Origin of the sequence: Myxococcus sp. SDU36, from assembly GCF_030168875.1 — a bacterium.
Lineage (GTDB): Bacteria > Myxococcota > Myxococcia > Myxococcales > Myxococcaceae > Myxococcus > Myxococcus vastator.
Map to the genome: position 1 here is coordinate 7,059,803 of NZ_CP077414.1, position 17,435 is coordinate 7,077,237.

The following is a 17,435-nucleotide window of genomic DNA, read 5'->3' on the forward strand; positions in this document are numbered from 1 at the left end:
GTCAGCTCCCCGAGGGCAGTCGGTAGCTGAAGCCCAGGCTGAGGGTGGCGGTGTCAATCCAGTTGCTGGTGAAGCCGTCGCCGAACTCGTCCTCGTTGTCGTCCGACGTGCCTCGCGCGCCGCCGCCCAGGTAGCGCAGGTTGAGGAACGCATCCACGTTGTCGGTGATGCGCACGCCGCCGCGCAGGGACGCGTCCAGCAGCGCGCCCGTGGTGTTGGAGTCACTGTCGCCGTTGATGATGGCCGTGGGCGCGTAGCTGCCGTCCGCCTCGAAGCCCAGCCACCAGCCACCGCCCAGTCCCCAGCGTCCGCGCACCTTCAACAGCGGCACCGGCCCCACGTCGCGCGTGGTCCGCCGCAGCGTCCCGTCCGCGGAGGTGAAGACATAGTTCGCGTTGCGGAGCTGCAGCGACACGCCCACGGACAGCTCGCGGTCCGGCCCGGACAGCAAGTCAAACAGGTAGCTGGCCCGGTAGAACGGGAAGCTGTAGCGCACGTCCAGCGGCGTGCCCGCGGGGAAGTCCAGCGCGTCGATGCGCACGTCCCGCTTGAGCACCACCTGCGTGTCGATGGCCAGCGGCTGGTAGAGGAACACCACCGAGTGCCGGCCCTTCAACGTCAGCTCGGCCGACAGCCGCATGAAGTCGTAGAGGTTGTCCTGCCCGCCGTCGTCCGTGTAACGGAACAGGGTGCCGTCACTGCCCTGGCGCAGGCTGTGGGCCAGCACGTCCAGGAACCCCAGCTCTCCCACGAACTTGAGCTGCACCCGAGGCTCGTCCGGAGGCGTGGGCGCCTGGGCCTGGACGGTGGAGGTGCTCAGACAGAGAAGGGCTCCCAGGACGGCGGCATGGCGGTGCATTTCTGCTCCTCGCGAGGGGATTTGCGCCCCGGACGCGCGAGCTTCAAGTGCGTTACCAACCTTCGCTCACCGCCGTGGCGGGGGTGTCCAACGGCAGATAGAGCCGGAAGGTGGTTCCCTGGCCCGGTTGGGATTCCAACGCGACCCGACCCTGGTGCGACTCGATGATGCGCTTCACCACCGCCAGCCCCAGGCCGGTGCCCTTGGCCTTGGTGGTGAAGAAGGGCTCGAAGATGCGCGCGCGCACGTCGGGGGCGATGCCCGGCCCGCTGTCCGCGAACCGCACTTCGACTTCGGGCGTCCCCGTCGCGCGCCGGACACTCGCGCGCAGCATGCCGCCCTGGGGCATGGCCTGCACGGCGTTGATGGCGAGGTTGAGGAAGGCCTGGCGCATCATCCGCTCGTCCACTGTCACCGAGGGGACATCGTCCGCCAGGTCCAGCTCCACGCGCACCTGGCCCGGGGCCTCCGCCAGCGCGCCTCGCACCGCGTCCTCCACCAGGGGCGACAGCGGCACGGCATAGGGATGCGGCGCGGGCGGACGCGCGAAGGTGAGCAGGTCCGCGACGATGCGGTTGAGCCGGTCCGACTCCTCTCCGACGATGTCCAGCAGCGGCACCGCCGCGCTGTCCGGCCCGACGATGCGCCGGATGGACGCCACCGAGTTGAAGATGGCGCCCAGGGGATTGCGCACCTCATGGGCCACCACGGCGGCTAGCTCGCCCAGCGCGGCCAGCCGTTCGCGGTGCACCAACTGGGCCTGGGTCCGGGCCAGCTCCACGTAGCTGGCCTGAAGGTCCTCCACCAGGCGCGCGCCCTCGCGGGCCAGCGCCAGTTGGTTGGCGATGGCGCTGGCTCGCTCCACCTCCGCGAGCGTGAAGCGCCGCGGCCGCCGGGTCTCCACCGCCATCATCACGCCCATGGGGCGCTCGTGGACCACCAGGGGGAGCACCAGGAACGCTCGCGCGCCAGGCAGGCGCCGGACCTCTTCGTTGACGCGCAGGTCGGAGCGGGCGTCCTCCACCATCACCACCTCGCGCGTGTGGAACGCCACCGACGCCAGCGATGCGTCGGCCGGGAGGAGCGGCAGGTCGTGCCCTTGCAGCTCCGGTGAGCCTCCCGTCATCGCGCGCGGCTGGAGCCGCTCGCCCGAGCTGTCCGGCAGGAACACGTACGCATCCGACGTGTCCACGATGCGCGCCAGGCTGGTGGCGCCAATGTGCAGCAGCTTGTCCAGCTCCAGGGTGGCCGCCAGCGCCTTGGCCACCTCGTGCAGCAGCGCCAGGTCCTCGGCGCGGCCACGGAGCTCATGCAGCAGCCGGTGGGATTCAATGGCCGCCGCGAAGTGGCTGCCCATGGCCTGCAACGTCTCCCGTTCGAGCGGCGTCAGGGGCCGGCGCTCCCGGAAGAGCGCGGACAGCGTGCCCACGTCCCGCGAGCGCACCCGCAGGGGAACGACCGCCACGGTACGGAAGCCCTGCCGGCGCAGCTCCTCGCTCAGGTCGTCCGAACAGGACTCCACCTCGCGCTCCAGCGGGATGCCTTCGCGCTGCGCCTGGAGGCACAGGCTCCCGGCGCGCCAGCGCCGCGTGAAGTCCTCCGAGCCTTCGGCGTCCAGGCCGCGTGAGTACGCGAGCTCCACCTTGCCGTCATTCGCGGGCAGGAGCACCGTCACCGCGTCGCAGCCCAGGAGCCCGGCGATTTCGTCGGTCCCCGGCGCGAACAGCGCCTGCGGGTGCGGCGCGGAGGCCGTCACCGAGGCCAGGCGGTTGAGCGCCGCCAGCGCCGTGTTCTGCGCGGACAGGCGGAAAATGGTGAGCGCCGCGTCCAGCGCCGCGGACACCTGCGCGCCGAAGAGCCGCACCGGTGGGAGCTCCTCCTCGCGCAGCCAGTCCGCCGCCAGCGCGAGCATGGCCCGGGGCTGGCCCTCCACGTCGACGCGCACCGCGATGGCCCGCGTCTGTCCGGCGCGCTGGAGGCCCTGGCGCACTCGCTCGCCTCGGGCGCCCCGGAGGAAGCGCTCGGCCTCCTGGGGCAGCTCGTCCGTATAGGCCGCGCTGTCGCGCCACGCGCGCTTCAGCACGGGAGGCCACTGGCCCACCACATCCCGTATCCAGCGGCCGCTCAACGCCGCGTCTTCCAGGGGCACCAGGCCGGGTGGCACGAACGTCTGCCCCAGCCGGACGCCCAGCCGGTCCGGCGAAAGCCACGCGCAGCCGAGCCCCAGCTCTTCCACGCCGGAGAACATCCGCCGCAGCACCTCGCCCTCGGTGCGCAGCGAAGGCAGGCTCGCGCCCAACTCGGCCAGCCGCTGGAGCACGCCGCGGCGCCGGGCCCGCGCCGACACGTCGCGCACCAGCACCACCCACTCCGTGCCGCTGGGGATGACGGTCAGCTCCACCCGGCGCTCCTCCTCGGCGGTGCGCAGCATCGTCTCGTAGGTGGTGGGGACGGGCTCGCCGCGCTTGCGCCGGGCGTGGCGGGACGCCAGCTCCGCCGCGCTCGCCGCCGGGACGAGGAGCGTCGCGGACTCACCCAGCACGGCCTCGCGCGGGTAGCCCGCCATCGTCACCAGCGCTTCGTTCACATAGACGAAGCGGCCGTCACGGACGACGCAGACACCCACGGACATCGCATCAAAGGGGCCGTAGGCTGCCCCGGTTTCGGCGGCGATTTTCACGGCAGCCTGACTCTTCCACCGCTGCCAGCCCGCGCGAAATCGCCCGCCTGCTGCTTCGCCCACCATTCCACAACCCGGCGCCGTCCCTGCGGCTTGTACGTAGTACGGGCCCGGCCGCGCGGTGCGGTCGAGCCCGTACCTCCCAGGCGGTTGGCGCCTCGAGCCGAATCAGGCGGGAGCGCTCCCAGGAGACTCCGCGCCGCGGTGGTGGACCTTGGTGTACAGGCCGATGAGCTCCGCCTGCCCCACGATGTGGCCCTCCATGGCCTCCCGGAGCTGCGTGCGCGAGACGCGGCCCAGGTCCGGCAGCACCGTGTCCAGGGCGAACAGGCGGAAGTAGTACCGGTGCATGCCCACGGGCGGCATGGGGCCTCCGTAGTCCTGGCGGCGGAAGTCATTCTGGCCCTGACGGGCGCCCTCCGGGAGGACGTCCGGCGTGGCCCCTTCCGGCAGGCCCTGGGCCGAAGGTGGGATGTTGTAGACAACCCAGTGGGAGAAGGTCATTTGAGGGTTGCGCGGGTCTGGCGCGTCCGGGTCCTCCACGAGGAGGGCCAGGCTCTTCGTCCCGGCGGGCATGCCCGTCCATTGGAGCGGCGGTGAGATGTCCTCGCCCTCGCCGGTGTAGGCGATGGGGATGAGGTCGCCGTCCTTGAAGCGGGGGGACGTGAGCACGAGCGGCTTCGGCATGAAGTCCTCCAGAGGTGTCGCGGTGGGTTGACGCGTATCGGGTGCAAGCTGGCGACGCAGGCGCCCGGGCGCCGAGGAGCGGGCCGGCCAGCGCCCGGAGGCTGGTCACCTGGGGGTTGGGGCAGGCGGCCTCGTCCCCAGGCGCCTGCTTGTACCGCCGGGCTCGAGCGCCTCGCCCAGAGGAGAAACGCCCGGGTGTGCCCTCGAGGAAAGGTCCTCGATTCCATGCGGGGCAGATCGGCGGTAGCTGAGCTTGCCGAAGCGGCAATCGCCGCTGGGGGCCGGGGGCCGCGGCCCATGGTAGCGGTTGCGTGTGCCGCGTGTTCGGTGTTAAGCGGCGCCCGCGCGTAGAGGGGTTTGGGGAGACGTCCGAATGGAAGTGAAGGAGCCCCGGAAACCGGGCGGTTCGGACGGCAGCGAGCTGGGTGAGACGGCCCGGCAGATGAGGGCGGCGCAACCCTACGTCTCGGCGGTGTGGAAGCTGGTGGGTGGCGCGGTGGTGGGCGTGCTGGGTGGCTACTGGCTGGACGGGTGGTTGGGGACGGGGCCCTGGTTGATGGTGGTGCTGAGCCTGGTGGGTATCTGCGTGGGCTTCTATGGATTCCTCCATGAGATGGCCCGGCTGGGGAAGCGGAAGTGACGGCGCGGGGCGGCGGTAGCGGGACGGACTCCTTCCGGAGTCATGCGGCGCTGGCGGGTGGCGTGGCGGTGGTGGGCCTGGCGCTGGCGGCGTTGATGCCGCGGGTGGTGGAGGACCGGGTTTCGGCGCTGTGGGGCGTGGGGCTGGCGGTGGTGACGGGCGCGGTGGCGCTGGTGCTGAAACGGCGGGCGGTGCGGCAGGACCTCAACGCCGCGCTGAAGGTGGTCGGAATCATCTTTGGCCTTCGGGCCGTGGGCGTGTTGGCGGGACTGTTGGGCGTGGTGTCGCGGGGAATGGCGGCGGTGCCGTTCATCGCCGGGTTCTTCGGCGTCTACTTCGCGCTGCAGTGGATTGAAGTGAGCTACGTGATGGCCGCGTCGAAGGAATCGGCGGGCGGAGACGAGTGATGCGCAAGGCAATGGTGCTGTTCGCCAGTCTGTTTGCTGCCACGGCGTGGGCCGCGGGGTCCGAAGACGACGTGCCGGGGTACATCCTCCACCACGTCGTGGACTCGCCCTACCTGGAGATCGAGGTCCCGCTCAGCAGCCCCATCCACGCGCTGGACTTCCCGAAGTGGCACATCCCGCTGAAGGCCGACGGGTGCGCGGCGCGGATGACGGCGCACGGCGAGGAGATCCCGGGCCTCACGGAAGGCTGCCTGGACCTGTCCCTCACGAAGCACACCGTGATGATGTGGCTGGCCGCGCTGCTGCTGATGGCCACCCTGTTCACCTGGAGCAACCGCGACAAGACGAAGCTGGTGCCGCGCGGCGCGGGCGCCAACCTCATCGAGATGCTGGTGCTGTTCGTTCGTGACGAGCTGGCCATCAAGAACATCGGCAAGGAGGAGGGCCCCCGGTATGTGCCCTACCTGCTCACCGCGTTCTTCTTCGTCCTCTTCATGAACCTGCTGGGCCTGGTGCCCTGGATGGCGACGGCCACCGGCAACCTGGCCGTCACCGCGTCGCTGGCGCTCTGCACCTTCGTCATCACCCAGGCGGCGGGCATCCGCGCGGCGGGCCTGGGCGGCTACCTGAAGCACCTGACGGGTGGCGTGGCGCCCTGGCTGTGGCCCATCATGATTCCGGTGGAGGTGCTGGGGCTGTTCACCAAGCCCTTCGCCCTCACGATGCGTCTGTTCGCCAACATGCTGGCGGGCCACATCGTCCTCTTCTTCCTCCTGGGCCTCATCTTCATCCTCGGCCACCCGGCGGTGGCGCTGGTGAGCGTGCCCTTCGCCTTCGCCATCTACCTGCTCGAGCTGTTCGTGGCCTTCGTGCAGGCGTACGTCTTCACGATGCTGTCGGCGCTGTTCATCGGCATGAGCGTGGCCATGGGTCACCACCATGACGACCACGGCCACGAGTCCGAGGTGGGCCCCAGCCACGACCACGGCAGGGCGCACCACATCTAGGCCGTTTGTGACGAGTTAGCGGGGCGCGGAAGGTCCGGCGCCCCGGTCGAAGACCCGGCGGTTCGAAAGGCCGCCGGAGGTAGTCCTCAAGGGACATCACGACCCCCCCACAAGCGGGTCCACGCTACGAAAGAACAAGTGTCACCATGACCAACCTCGCTCTTGCCTTCCTCGCCGCCGGTCTGGGTGCCGGTCTCTCCATCATCGGTGCCGCGCTCGGCATTGGTAAGCTGGCCGCCGCCGCCATGGACGCCACGGGCCGTCAGCCGGCCGCGGGCGGCGACATCCGCACCACGATGATCATCGCGGCGGCCCTCATCGAAGGCGCCACGCTGTTCGCGCTGGTCGTTTGCATCCTGCTCGCCACCAAGGTCTAGGCGAGCGCAGGTCGAGTCATCGCTGGACGGTCGCCGGTGCCCGTAGGGAATTCCACCTCGGGCGCCGGTCGCTCCAGCCGCGGTAACCGAAGTCTTCGCAGCCTCCCTCCCTCACGCTGGACATCCCGCCATGTTCCTGCCCTCCGTCCTCGCCGCCAGTAACCTCGTGAAGGTCCAGCCGGGCCTCATCTTCTGGACCCTCATCACCTTCGTCATCGTCGCCATCGTCCTGAAGATGAAGGCGTGGGGCCCCATCCTGTCGCTGGTCGAGGAGCGCGAGAAGCAGATCGCCAGCTCCATCGAGAGCGCCAAGCGTGAGCGCGCCGAGGCGGAGAAGCTGCTGGCCGACCAGAAGACGGCCATCGCCGAGGCCCGCCGCGAGGCCGCGGAGATGATGCGCCGCAACACGCAGGAGATGGAGAAGTTCCGCGAGGAGCTCATGGCCAAGAGCCGCAAGGAGGCCGAGGAGCTCAAGCTGAGCGCGCGTCGCGAGATTGACGAGCAGAAGGCGAAGGCCATCGCCGAGGTCCGCTCCATGGCGGTCGACCTGGCCATGGAAGTCGCCGGCAAGCTCATCAGCGAGCGCATGGACGACAGCAAGCAGCGCGCGCTGGCCGAGCAGTTCATCCAGGGCCTGCCGCTGAACGGCACCAGCGCCACCGGCGCCGTGCGCCGCACCGCCTAATCCCCTTCAGGGGAAGCGCGCCCCCCGGCGCGCGTGTTCCAGGGAATCACCATGGGTCTATCCATCGGAATCGTCGGGCTGCCCAACGTCGGCAAGTCCACCCTGTTCAACGCGCTGTCGGCCGCGGGCGCGCAGGCGGCCAACTATCCCTTCTGCACCATCGAGCCCAACGTGGGCGTGGTGCCCGTGCCGGATGACCGCCTGGACCAGCTGTCCGCGCTCATCAAGCCGCTGAAGAAGGTGCCCACCTCGCTGGAGTTCGTGGACATCGCCGGCCTGGTGCGCGGCGCGTCCAAGGGCGAAGGCCTGGGCAACCAGTTCCTGGGCAACATCCGCCAGGTCAACGCCGTGCTCCACGTGCTGCGCTGCTTCGAGGACGAAAACGTCACCCACGTCGAGGGCGGGGTGAATCCGGTGCGGGACCGGGACGTGGTCGACACGGAGCTGTGCCTCAAGGACCTGGAGACGGTGGAGAAGCGCCGCGAGCGCACCTTGAAGAACACGAAGATGGGCGGCAAGGCCGGCGAGGAGGCCAAGGCCGAGGTGGCGCTGCTGGACCGCGTCAAGGCGAGCCTGGACAACGGCATCACCGTGCGCGCCCAGAAGCTCACCGAGGAGGAGAGCGCCGCCATCCATGACCTGTTCCTGCTCACCGACAAGCCCGTGCTGTACGTGGCGAACATCGGCGAGGCGGAGCTGGGCAAGGAGGACGCCAACCCCCACGTGAAGGCCGTCCGGGAGATGGCCGCGAAGGAGGGCTTCGAGGTGGTGGTGCTCGCCGCCGCGCTGGAGTCCGAAATCCAGCAGCTCCCGGAGTCGGAGCGGCCGGGCTTCCTGGAGAGCGCGGGCCTGTCCGAGCCGGGTTTGCACAAGGTGGTGCGCGCTGGCTACAAGCTGCTGGGCCTGTGGACGTACTTCACCGTGGGCGAGCAGGAGTGCCGCGCGTGGACCATCCACCAGGGCTACAAGGCCCCGCAGGCCGCTGGCGTCATCCACTCCGACTTCGAGCGCGGCTTCATCAAGGCCGAGGTGATGCGCTGGGAGGACCTGGTGAAGCTGGGCAGTGAGTCCGCCGTGAAGGAGAAGGGCATGCTGCGCGTGGAAGGCAAGGAGTACGTCGTCCAGGACGGCGACTGCATGCACTTCCGCTTCAACGTGTAGCGGTCAGCACACGGTAGGCTTCGCGGGCGCTGTGCTTCCGGACGGTTCAGTCTGGAGGCGGCGCCCGCGAGCCGTTTCTGGGGTTCAGAAGCCGCGCGGGCCTTGCAGCACGGTGTAGACCCAGATGCCCACGGCGATGAGCGCCAGCACGGTGGTGAAGGTCGCCGTGCGGCGCATGCGCGGGCGCTCGTCCACCGGGTGGCGCGAGGCGAAGAGCCACATGCCGCCCACCCGCAGGACGAGGAACATGAGGAGCAGGAGCGGGCCCACCACCTGCCAGCCCGAGGGGCGCATCAGCACCACGCCCCACGAGGCGAGGAAGGCGACGTTGCCGAGCAGTGAGGCGATGGCGAAACGGGGATATACGCGTCGAGTGTCCACGGCGCGGGAGTTTCCCCTCACGGGCGCGGGCCTCCAACGACGGACTTCGGTGGGTGCGCGGCAGGCGACAGTGGCCCTTCACGCAGTCCCATGTCACGCCGTGCCCGGACGCTTTGCTTCCACGTAGCGGGCCCGGGGACGCAGCAGGTGGCCCTGTTCCCGCTGCTCCAGCACATGGGCCACCCAGCCGGCGGCGCGCCCCACGGCGAACAGCGTGGCGCCAGCGCCCGGAGGCAGTCCCAGCGCTCCGGCGAGCATCACCAGCCCGAAGTCCACGGACGGGGGCGGATGTCCCGCCGCGCGCATGGCTGCCAGCACGGCGCTGGCAACGCGGACACTGGGGGGCTCTGGCCTGACGCTCCGCGCGGCTTCCACGAGCGGCGGCGTGCGCGGGTCTCCGTCCGGGTAGAGCGGATGGCCGAAGCCTGGGACTGCTTCACCTCGCCGCAGCCGCTCCCGGAGGACCTCCGCGGCACGCTCCGGCCGTCCCACCTCCACGAGCAAGGCCGCCACGCGGTCGCAGGCCCCTCCGTGCCTGGGACCGGAGAGCGCGGCCAGCGCGGCGCTCAAACAGGCGTACAGGTCCGCGCCGGAGGAGGCCGCCACGCGCGCGGTGAACGTGGACACGTTCAGCTCATGGTCCGCGCACAGCACCAGCGCGCGGTTGAGCAGCTCCGGTGCGCGCTTCACTCGGGTGTTCCAGGCTCGCGCCAGGGAATGCGCCACCGTGGGCTCGTTCAAGGCTTGCGTCACCCGTCCCGGCGCGTTCGCCACGCAGACCCAGGCTGCCAGGTGGCGCAGCAGCCTCCGGGCGCGGGCGCGCTCCTGCTCGGGCGGAGCGGCGAAGCGTGCCTGGTCCCTTGCGCCCAGGAGTGGCACCAACGCAGACAGCGCGGCCACGGGAGGTGTTCCTCGGGGCAGCAGCTTCGCCAGCTCGGACGGTGGAAACGCCGGCTCAGGGGAGGGCCACCGTGACGCTGCTTCGGGGAGCGTGCCCGTCCACAACAGCTCCGCCACGTCCTCGAACGCGCGTCCCTCCACCGCGAGCGTCACCGCCGAATGGCCTCGGTACGCGAGCCCCTCCGCGCCGACGCGGGACACCGACGAGTCGATGACCGGCTCGCCCCAGCGCAAGGCGCCCGAGGCCACCGCGGCGTGTCCCGCTCTCGCGTCGTGCCGCGCCTTCAGGCGCTCCAGGTCGGAGCGCACATAGCGGTTCTCCTTGGTGCCGCGCTCCGGCACGCAGCGCACGAGGCCCCGGCTCACGTAGGTGTAGAGCGTGGCCCGCTTCACACCCAGGAGCGCGGCGGCCTGTGCCGCGCTCACGAGCTCCTCCTCAGGTCGATGGTCGAATCGAGATTGAGAGCGTCCACCCTTGGGCCTACTCATGTCTCACGCACCTCCGCGAAGGCCATTGTCGACTCGACTGGATGGCGTGTCGACACGTCCCATTCGCGCTGCTCGCGACGTGGCCCTGAACAGGAGCACCCGCCCATGTCCTCGCATCCTCACGTCGTCCACGAGCCCGAGCTTCCCTGGACCGAAGTCACGCAAGGCCCCCGGGTGGAGTACCGCCGCAAGCAGCTGGGCGCCGCCGCCAAGGGCCGCAAGCTGGGGTGCAGCTTGATGGAGCTGCCACCCGGCAAACACGCGTGGCCGCGGCACTACCACCTGGCCAACGAAGAGGCCTATTACATCCTCGCGGGCACGGGCCGGCTGCGCCTGGGGGACGACACCGTCGCCGTCAAGGCGGGCGACTACGTGGCGCTGCCGGTGGGGCCCGGGGGCGCGCACCAGCTCCTCAACGACGGGGCCGAGCCGCTGCGCTACCTCGCCTTCTCCACCATGGTGGAGCCGGACGTCATGGTGTACCCGGACTCAGGGAAGGTGGTCATCTCCGCGGGCAGTGCTCCCGGGGGCGACAAGGCGGCGCGGACCCTGTTCACCGCGCTGCCCCTCTCCGCGGAGGTGGACTACTGGATCGGCGAGGAGCGATAGGCTGTGGGCCGCGATGGCCCCATTGCTCGACGTGCTCATCCAGGAGCGACTCCTCAAGGACCGCGATGCCGCCGCGGCGCTGCTGCCGCGAGGCGAGCCTCCTCATGTGTCCATGCTGCGCCTGTGTGACGCGGGCCTGCTCGAAGGCGGCGTGTCCGTGGGCCATGGCGTGCGCGCCGACGAGCTGGTGGGTCCACTCACCACCGCCATGGGTGGCGCGGCCCGCCGCTTCAAGGTGGTGGATGTGCGCGAGCGCCCCGTGCTGGAGCTCCACGTCATGGCGGGTGACGTGACGGAGCGCTGGGAGGTGGAGGACCTGTCCGTGTTGGTGCACAACCTCAACAGCCTCTACCGCGATGCGCCGGATGTGCGCGCGGTGGCCGAGCTGGGCGAATGGGAGGATGCGCTCCAGCTCTGGTGCGTGGACAAGCGCGCCCTGCCGAGGCTCGCGCGCCAGTCCTTCTTCGCACCGCGCAACGGCCGGGCGCTGATGAACTCCTCGGGCGAGTGAGGCTCCAGAGGGGCTCGCACTCGCGGTGGACCCTCCTTCTGAGGCAGCATGAGGGGGATGCGCTTCGTCCTCACCTGCCTGCTCGTGTTGCTCCCGGCGTCTCCCGCGTTGGCGGAGCTGGATTCCTTCGGCCTGGGCTCGGGCCGTGATGGCGCGCTGTCCGTCACGACGGTGGGGCGCGTCCTCAATGTCGCCACGCCGCTGACGGACCTCGCGGTGGTCGGCGCCCGCGACGTTCCGGTGCAGAGCGTCTCGGGTTTCACCGTGGGCATGCTGGTGCTGCTCCACCAGAGCGGTGGGTCGGAGGAGGCCGTGGTCTCCAGCGACGGCGGCACCCTGGAGCTTCGGCGGATGGGCCACTGGGAGCTGTCGCGCGTGGACGCGGTGACGGTCTCGCCGCCCGTGCTGCGCCTCTCCGAGCCCCTGGTGCAGGCCTACACCGCGCCCGGCGCGCAGGTGGTCTCCGTGCCGGAGTACACGAACGTCCTCGTGTCCGCGGGTGCCTCCATCGTTGCCCGGCCATGGGACGGGCGCAGCGGCGGCATCCTGGCCTTCCTCGCCACGGGCACGGTGACGAACCACGGCCTCATCAGCGCGGATGGAATGGGCTTCCGGGGCGGGGCCTTCCTCAACCACGCGGACCTCCTTGGCTGCACCGGCCTGGACATCCCTCCCGAGGCCGGCGGTGCCTACAAAGGGGAGGGCCTGCGGATGGGCCGCTTCGGCGCGGCCTCGGGGCGCGGCTCCGTGGCGGGTGAGGGCGGCGGCGGCAACTGCCACAACGCGGGAGGGGGCGGAGGCGGGAACGGAGGGCGGGGGGGTGTCGGAGGCCGCACGTCGGAGGCGGACCTGGCGCGGGACATGGGCGGTCTCGGTGGCGCGCCCGCGAACTATTCGCTCATCGAAAAGTTCGTGTTCGGGAGCGGCGGTGGCGCGGGGGAGGGCAATGATGACCTGGGCTCGGGGGGCGGCGCGGGCGGCGGTGTCGTGCTCATCCGGGCGAGGGTGTTCTCCGGCGCAGGGCGCTTCTCCGCGGATGGGCTCGCGGCCGGCCACACGCCGGGCGACGATGGGGCGGGCGGCGGCGGCGCGGGCGGTGTCCTCATCCTTCGCGCGCAGGACGCGCTGGCCTGCGGGAGTGCCCAGGCCGCGGGCGGCAACGGTGGCAACGTCAGCTACCCGGACTGGGTGCTCGGCCCGGGCGGTGGCGGCGGTGGCGGCGGCGTGCTGCTGCAAGGGGTGACGGCGTCATGTCCCAGGGGCGTGCCGGGTGGCGCCGCTGGAACCATCAACACGGCCGATGGCGGCACCCATGGCGCGGGCATGGGGAGCGAGGGCTTCGCCGAGGAATACCTCGCGGCCTATCGCGCGCCCGGGATGCCGGCTGTCATCTCCCCTGTGTCCGGAGCGGTGGGCCTTCCACACCGGCCTCGCTTCGAAGGCCGGGCGGACCCTGGCGTCCGGGTCCTCGTGTTCGTCGATGGCGTCGAGCGGCTTCAGGTGGGCGCTGGCGCGGATGGCCTGTTCACCGCGGCCATCCCTCCGGAGCAGGCGCCGCTCGATGTCGGCGCGCACACGGTCCATGTGGTGGCGGAGTCGCTGGGCGCGTACAGCGCGCCCTCCGCGCCCGTGTCGTTCTCCGTCGCGGCCACGCTGGAGGATGGCGGCGTGGTGGTGGAGCCCATCCTGGTGATTCCGCGGGACGGCGAGACGGTGGGAACCACGCCGCTGTTCGCGGGCGTCGCGCCCAACGGGCCGACGGTGGGCATCGAAGTGGACAATGGCCCCGAGGTCATCATCCCCGTGGATGGCGCGGGCCGCTTCCGCTACCAGTGGCCGTTCGAAACACCGCTGGCGCCGGGCCCGCACTTCGTCACTGTCCATTCGCACAACGAGGCGGGGCTCAGCGGGCCCTATTCGCAGCCCATCCGCTTCGAGTCCGAGGAGGTGAGCGGCGGGGGCGACGGCGGCACGTCCGAGCAGGACGCGGGCACGTCCCAGGGAGATGGCGGCACGCAGGTGCCGGAGGACGGCTGGCCGGTGCTGGTGGTCCCCGCGGAGGGCGAGGTGGTGGACTCCACGCCGCTGTTCGCGGGCGCGGCGACGGCTGGCGCCACGGTGGTCATCGAGGTGGACGGCAGTGAGGTCGCCACGGTGACGGCCGATGACACCGGGGCCTTCCGTTACCAGGTGCCCCGCGAGCGCGCGCTGTCGGTGGGCTCGCACGATGTCGCGGCGCAGGAGCACCTCGTCACCTCCAGCCAGGCGCCGGCGCGCTCGCGGACCACGGGCTTTCAGGTGCGGGGGCCCGCGGCGCTCGACGTGGGGTGTGGCTGCGGCGCCGCTCCCGTGGGCGCGGTGGGCTCCTGGGTGCTGCTGGCGGGGCTGGCCGGCCTGTCGCGGCGGCGTCGCGGATAGCGGTCCGCGAGCGGCCGGCCTGCCCGGTGCGTCAGTCGTCGCCCAGCAGGCTGCCCAGGCCGACGCCCCCGAGCACGCTGCCTTCTCCCGTCGCGCCACCCGGGCGCGAGGCGGAGAGGATGCGGCCCGCGAGCCGGCTGAAGGGGAGCGACTGGAGCCACACCTTGCCGGGGCCGCGCAGCGTGGCGAAGAAGAGGCCCTCGCCGCCGAAGAAGGCCGTCTTGATGCCGCTCACCATCTGGATGTCGTAGTCCACGGTGGGCTGGAACGCGACGATGCAGCCGGTGTCCACGCGCAGCAGCTCACCCGGGCCCAGCGTGCGCTCGTGCAGCGTGCCGCCGGCGTGGATGAAGGCGAGCCCGTCACCCTGGAGCCGCTGCATGATGAAGCCCTCGCCGCCGAACAAGCCGGTGCCCAGCTTCTTCTGGAAGGCGATGCCCAGCGTCACGCCCTTGGCCGCCGCGAGGAAGCTGTCCTTCTGCGCAATCAGCTCACCGCCGAGCTCGCCCAGGTTCACCGGGATGATTTTGCCCGGGTAGGGCGCGGCGAAGGACACCTTGCGCTTGCCGCCACCGCTCTTGTTGAGGAAGACGGTGGTGAAGAGGGACTCGCCCGTCAGCAGGCGCTTGCCCGCGCCCAGCAGCGAGCCGAAGAAGCCACTCGTCTTCTCCGAGCCGTCACCGAAGATGGTCTCCATCTCGATGCCGTCTTCCATGTACATGAGGGTGCCGGCTTCGGCGACCGCGGCCTCTCCTGGATCCAGCTCCACCTCGACGAACTGCAGGTCCTCGCCGTAGATGTGGAAGTCCACTTCGTGCATGCGTGCCATGGATGCGCTCCGTCGTGAGGAAACGGCGCGCACCATAGCCGCCCCGAGGTGGGGCTACCGCGACAGAATCAAAGCCAGGGTGGCCACGAGCCGGGCGTCGTCGCCGCCAATGGCAGGCGGAATCGACAGCGAAACCGGGTTCTCCAATCCGGCGAGGCACGAACGCCAGCCTTGATAGCGGCCTTCATCGGAGGCCGTGAGCTCGTAGCTGCACCGGCCCACGTCGCCCTTGAACGTCCGCGGCGTCACCCGGAAGTCGGTGAGCTGTCCTCCGAACGTGCCCTTGGCGCGCAGGCCTCCTGCTTCCTGCGTCAGCCGCAGGTCCACGGGGCCGCTTCCGTAGATGCCTCGGACCCGCGCGGCGTCCAGCGTGAGGTTGAGGGGCCTGCCGAAGGCGCGGCCTCGCAGGGCGTCGTCGCTGAAGCCGACCTGCAGGTCGGGGCTGGTGAGGTCGCGGTCGGTGACGCGCGCGTTGAGCGCGACCCGAGGCGTTCGCAGGTCCAGGTACTGGACGGGCTGGGCCCAGGCCGCGCCCGCCGCCGCGAGCAGCGCGGCTGTGAAGATACGTGAAGTTCTCATGCTTTGAACGTAGCCGGCTCGCCAACCCGTCGCCCGTGGCTTAGGTGTGGTGCACGAGATGAGGCGTTGACCCGCCTGGTGTCCGGGCGGGTTGCCGGGCAGCGGCCCCAGGCGGCCGTTATGTCCCCGCGCTCCGGGCGCGGTCATGGCTGGCACCGGTGAGAAGGAGGTTGTCGTTCGTGGCGGAGCTGACCCCAGGAGTGGAGCAGGAGGCCCGGCGGCCCAGGGTGCCCCTGTCGCTGGCGTTGCGGTGGTTGATGTCGCTGGGCGGCATCCTCTCGCTGATGGGCGGGCTGCACGCGTACCTCGCGGTGCGCCTGTTCGTGAGCCCGCAGCTCCCCGCGCCGTGGGCCTGGCTGGGCCCCGTCCTGGTGGCGCTGCTCTTCCTGTCGCTGCCGGTGGGGATGGCGGCGTCGCGCCGCGAGCCGACCCTCTGGACGCAGGCGCTCCAGTGGACGTCCTACGTGTGGCTGGGGGCCTTCGGCATCCTGCTGAGCGCGGTGGTGGTCGCGGACCTGGTGGGGCTGGGCCTGTCGTGGTCGGGCGTGGTGACGGACGCGCTGGCCCTGGCCCGGGGCAAGGCTCTGGTCGCGGTGGGGGTGACGGTGCCGGCGGTGGTGTACGCCTTCATCACGGCGCGTGGCCGGGCGACGGTGGAGCGGGTGACGGTGCCGGTGGCGGGCCTGGCGCCCGGGCTCAGCGGCCTGAAGGTGGTGCAGATTTCGGACATCCACGTGGGGCCCACGTTGGACGGCCGCTGGCTGCGGCGCGTGGTGGAGCAGGTGAACGCGCTCCAGCCGGACGTGGTGGCGGTGACGGGCGACCTGGTGGACGGCACCGTGGAGGCGCTGCGGGACGAGGTGAAGCCTCTTTCGGAGCTGCGCGCGTCGCTGGGCGTCTTCTACGTCACCGGCAACCACGAGTACTACCACGGGGGCCCAGCCTGGGCGGCGGAGGTGGCGCGCCTGGGCCTCACCGTCCTCCAGAACGAGCACCGCGTGGTGGAGCGCGACGGCGCGCGGCTCACCATCGCGGGGGTGACGGACCATGACGCGGGGCACATCATTGCCTCGCATGCCAGCCGTCCGGAGCTGGCGCTGCACGGGGCGCCCCACGGCGTGCCGCGTCTGTTGTTGGCCCACCAGCCCCGGTCCGCCCTGCGCGTGGCGGAGGCTGGGGTGATGGTGGACCTGCAGCTTTCCGGGCACACGCACGGCGGACAGGTGTTTCCCTTCATGTTCTTCATCAAGTTGCAGCAGCCGGTGGTGCGTGGACTTGCCACCATCGCCGGGGTGCGCGTCTATACCCACCGGGGGACAGGCTATTGGGGGCCGCCGCTGCGACTGGGGCCCTCGCCTGAGATTGCCGAGCTGACCCTGGTGTCCGCCCCGGGTTGATTGCACACCCTGTGCATCTGTTACGCGTCCGCCTGGAATTCGTAGCACTTCGAGCACGACGCGGCGGGCTAAACCCCTGCTGATTCGTCGTGGCGTACTGGATGGACGGCACGGCAGGTTGGAATGGTAGGTTTTGCGGACCGTGCAAACCCTTCAGGCTTCCTGGATTGCGCTGTTCGCCGTGTCCTGGCTGAGTTGCGCCACCGCCGCCAAGCCGCCAGTGCAAGAGGCATGGGAGGAGGCAGAGGTAGCGTGCAACGTCCATGGGGAGGACCCGTGCGTCGCCCTTGTGTGCCTGGATGACGCTTGCGGTTTCTATCTCTGCGAGGACACGCCAGGGGAGATTGAGCTAGCGCGCTTCCCTCCCACGCGTCCGCCTGTGGCGGCGGCGGCGCCCGGCCGCGGACCACGGAGGAGTTGGGGCGGCGCCCAGAATCTCCCGCGTGGCGCCGTCATGGTCTTCCCCAACTGGAACGGTGCTCCTGCGAAGGTCATCCCGCCTTCGCGCCAACTCATGCGTGGACGCTGGGAGAAGCATCACATCTTCCCTCAGTCACGGGACCTGGCGGACTGGTTCGAACAGCAAGGCGTTAAAATCCACAACTACACGATGCCCATTCCACTTCATGTCCACAGGCGAATTCACGACGGCAACGGGCGCGGAGGGGAATGGAACGATGCATGGAGGGCATTCATGCGAGCAAAGCCCAAGGCCAGCCCGGAGGAGATTTTCCGGCACGCGGGCGAACTGATTCACAGATTCGAGCTCATGGGTGGCCCTGTCCAGCCCTATTATTCTCGCCCTGGAGCGTAGGCACG

Annotated in this window: 18 protein-coding genes; 11 read left to right on the forward strand and 7 right to left on the reverse strand. The window is 70.5% G+C overall.

Features of this window, described 5'->3' with window-relative positions:
• Position 1: 1 nt before the first annotated feature.
• From KGD87_RS28770 to KGD87_RS28780, 3 genes are all read right to left on the reverse strand, one after another.
• Positions 2–859 carry a hypothetical protein gene (locus tag KGD87_RS28770; protein ID WP_284664160.1) on the reverse strand — a complete coding sequence of 286 codons (858 nt, stop codon included), beginning with the start codon at positions 857–859 and terminating at the stop codon, positions 2–4.
• A gap of 52 nt (positions 860–911) precedes the next feature.
• Positions 912–3,539, reverse strand: a complete 2,628-nt coding sequence (locus KGD87_RS28775; protein WP_284664161.1) for an ATP-binding protein — start codon at positions 3,537–3,539, stop codon at positions 912–914.
• Positions 3,540–3,707: 168 nt separating this feature from the next.
• Positions 3,708–4,226, reverse strand: a complete 519-nt coding sequence (locus KGD87_RS28780) for a YbhB/YbcL family Raf kinase inhibitor-like protein (protein ID WP_284664162.1) — start codon at positions 4,224–4,226, stop codon at positions 3,708–3,710.
• Positions 4,227–4,599: 373 nt separating this feature from the next.
• Here KGD87_RS28780 and KGD87_RS28785 point away from each other — a divergent pair, with 373 nt between their 5' ends.
• From KGD87_RS28785 to ychF, 6 genes are all read left to right on the forward strand, one after another.
• Positions 4,600–4,866 carry an AtpZ/AtpI family protein gene (locus KGD87_RS28785; protein ID WP_163785929.1) on the forward strand — a complete coding sequence of 89 codons (267 nt, stop codon included), beginning with the start codon at positions 4,600–4,602 and terminating at the stop codon, positions 4,864–4,866.
• The gene (locus KGD87_RS28790) at positions 4,863–5,273 is read left to right on the forward strand and encodes a hypothetical protein (RefSeq protein ID WP_284664163.1); all 411 of its coding nucleotides are present in this window, start codon (positions 4,863–4,865) and stop codon (positions 5,271–5,273) included. Before KGD87_RS28785 ends, KGD87_RS28790 begins: the two co-directional genes overlap by 4 nt.
• Complete coding sequence (gene atpB, locus KGD87_RS28795; RefSeq protein ID WP_284664164.1) at positions 5,273–6,280, forward strand: F0F1 ATP synthase subunit A; 1,008 nt, start codon at positions 5,273–5,275, stop codon at positions 6,278–6,280. The genes KGD87_RS28790 and atpB overlap by 1 nt, the downstream gene beginning before the upstream one ends.
• A gap of 146 nt (positions 6,281–6,426) precedes the next feature.
• Entirely contained in the window at positions 6,427–6,657 is a 231-nt protein-coding gene (locus KGD87_RS28800) for an ATP synthase F0 subunit C (protein ID WP_013936422.1), read from the forward strand.
• A gap of 130 nt (positions 6,658–6,787) precedes the next feature.
• The gene (atpF, locus tag KGD87_RS28805; protein WP_284664165.1) at positions 6,788–7,342 is read left to right on the forward strand and encodes a F0F1 ATP synthase subunit B; all 555 of its coding nucleotides are present in this window, start codon (positions 6,788–6,790) and stop codon (positions 7,340–7,342) included.
• A 51-nt stretch (positions 7,343–7,393) separates the two neighbouring features.
• On the forward strand, positions 7,394–8,503 hold the full coding sequence (gene ychF, locus KGD87_RS28810) for a redox-regulated ATPase YchF (RefSeq protein WP_284664166.1): 1,110 nt from the start codon (positions 7,394–7,396) through the stop codon (positions 8,501–8,503).
• 84 nt (positions 8,504–8,587) lie between these two features.
• On the opposite strand, the gene KGD87_RS28815 is transcribed toward ychF, so the two are convergent.
• Positions 8,588–8,884: a hypothetical protein gene (locus KGD87_RS28815; RefSeq protein ID WP_284664167.1), complete on the reverse strand. Its 297-nt coding sequence runs from the start codon at positions 8,882–8,884 to the stop codon at positions 8,588–8,590.
• A gap of 93 nt (positions 8,885–8,977) precedes the next feature.
• Positions 8,978–10,273 (reverse strand): citrate synthase family protein, encoded by a 1,296-nt coding sequence (locus KGD87_RS28820; protein WP_284664168.1) that lies wholly within the window; start codon positions 10,271–10,273, stop codon positions 8,978–8,980.
• Between the two features lie 105 nt (positions 10,274–10,378).
• Here KGD87_RS28820 and KGD87_RS28825 point away from each other — a divergent pair, with 105 nt between their 5' ends.
• Genes KGD87_RS28825 through agmC form a run of 3 tightly spaced genes read left to right on the forward strand, consistent with a single transcriptional unit; the run spans position 10,379 to position 13,811 of the window.
• Positions 10,379–10,882 (forward strand): cupin domain-containing protein, encoded by a 504-nt coding sequence (locus KGD87_RS28825; RefSeq protein ID WP_284664169.1) that lies wholly within the window; start codon positions 10,379–10,381, stop codon positions 10,880–10,882.
• A 13-nt stretch (positions 10,883–10,895) separates the two neighbouring features.
• Complete coding sequence (locus KGD87_RS28830; protein ID WP_284664170.1) at positions 10,896–11,393, forward strand: hypothetical protein; 498 nt, start codon at positions 10,896–10,898, stop codon at positions 11,391–11,393.
• Between the two features lie 57 nt (positions 11,394–11,450).
• Positions 11,451–13,811 carry an adventurous gliding motility protein AgmC gene (agmC, locus tag KGD87_RS28835; protein ID WP_284664171.1) on the forward strand — a complete coding sequence of 787 codons (2,361 nt, stop codon included), beginning with the start codon at positions 11,451–11,453 and terminating at the stop codon, positions 13,809–13,811.
• Between the two features lie 31 nt (positions 13,812–13,842).
• On the opposite strand, the gene KGD87_RS28840 is transcribed toward agmC, so the two are convergent.
• Entirely contained in the window at positions 13,843–14,640 is a 798-nt protein-coding gene (locus KGD87_RS28840) for a TIGR00266 family protein (protein ID WP_284664172.1), read from the reverse strand.
• Between the two features lie 54 nt (positions 14,641–14,694).
• Complete coding sequence (locus KGD87_RS28845) at positions 14,695–15,219, reverse strand: hypothetical protein (RefSeq protein ID WP_284664173.1); 525 nt, start codon at positions 15,217–15,219, stop codon at positions 14,695–14,697.
• Positions 15,220–15,398: 179 nt separating this feature from the next.
• On the opposite strand from KGD87_RS28845, the gene KGD87_RS28850 reads away from it, so the two are divergent.
• Both KGD87_RS28850 and sitA6 read left to right on the forward strand, forming a co-directional pair.
• The gene (locus tag KGD87_RS28850) at positions 15,399–16,616 is read left to right on the forward strand and encodes a metallophosphoesterase (protein ID WP_284664174.1); all 1,218 of its coding nucleotides are present in this window, start codon (positions 15,399–15,401) and stop codon (positions 16,614–16,616) included.
• A 142-nt stretch (positions 16,617–16,758) separates the two neighbouring features.
• Positions 16,759–17,430: a SitA6 family polymorphic toxin lipoprotein gene (sitA6, locus tag KGD87_RS28855; protein ID WP_284664175.1), complete on the forward strand. Its 672-nt coding sequence runs from the start codon at positions 16,759–16,761 to the stop codon at positions 17,428–17,430.
• The last annotated feature ends 5 nt before the right edge of the window (positions 17,431–17,435 follow it).

Bases quoted from the DNA above. Each gene is read 5' to 3' on its own strand.
- KGD87_RS28770 (WP_284664160.1), bottom strand. From the start codon at position 859: ATGCACCGCCATGCCGCCGTCCTGGGAGCCCTTCTCTGTCTGAGCACC.
- KGD87_RS28780 (WP_284664162.1), bottom strand. From the start codon at position 4,226: ATGCCGAAGCCGCTCGTGCTCACGTCCCCCCGCTTCAAGGACGGCGAC.
- KGD87_RS28785 (WP_163785929.1), top strand. From the start codon at position 4,600: ATGGAAGTGAAGGAGCCCCGGAAACCGGGCGGTTCGGACGGCAGCGAG.
- atpB (WP_284664164.1), top strand. From the start codon at position 5,273: ATGCGCAAGGCAATGGTGCTGTTCGCCAGTCTGTTTGCTGCCACGGCG.
- KGD87_RS28800 (WP_013936422.1), top strand. From the start codon at position 6,427: ATGACCAACCTCGCTCTTGCCTTCCTCGCCGCCGGTCTGGGTGCCGGT.
- atpF (WP_284664165.1), top strand. From the start codon at position 6,788: ATGTTCCTGCCCTCCGTCCTCGCCGCCAGTAACCTCGTGAAGGTCCAG.
- ychF (WP_284664166.1), top strand. From the start codon at position 7,394: ATGGGTCTATCCATCGGAATCGTCGGGCTGCCCAACGTCGGCAAGTCC.
- KGD87_RS28820 (WP_284664168.1), bottom strand. From the start codon at position 10,273: ATGAGTAGGCCCAAGGGTGGACGCTCTCAATCTCGATTCGACCATCGA.
- KGD87_RS28825 (WP_284664169.1), top strand. From the start codon at position 10,379: ATGTCCTCGCATCCTCACGTCGTCCACGAGCCCGAGCTTCCCTGGACC.
- KGD87_RS28830 (WP_284664170.1), top strand. From the start codon at position 10,896: ATGGCCCCATTGCTCGACGTGCTCATCCAGGAGCGACTCCTCAAGGAC.
- agmC (WP_284664171.1), top strand. From the start codon at position 11,451: ATGCGCTTCGTCCTCACCTGCCTGCTCGTGTTGCTCCCGGCGTCTCCC.
- KGD87_RS28840 (WP_284664172.1), bottom strand. From the start codon at position 14,640: ATGGCACGCATGCACGAAGTGGACTTCCACATCTACGGCGAGGACCTG.
- KGD87_RS28845 (WP_284664173.1), bottom strand. From the start codon at position 15,219: ATGAGAACTTCACGTATCTTCACAGCCGCGCTGCTCGCGGCGGCGGGC.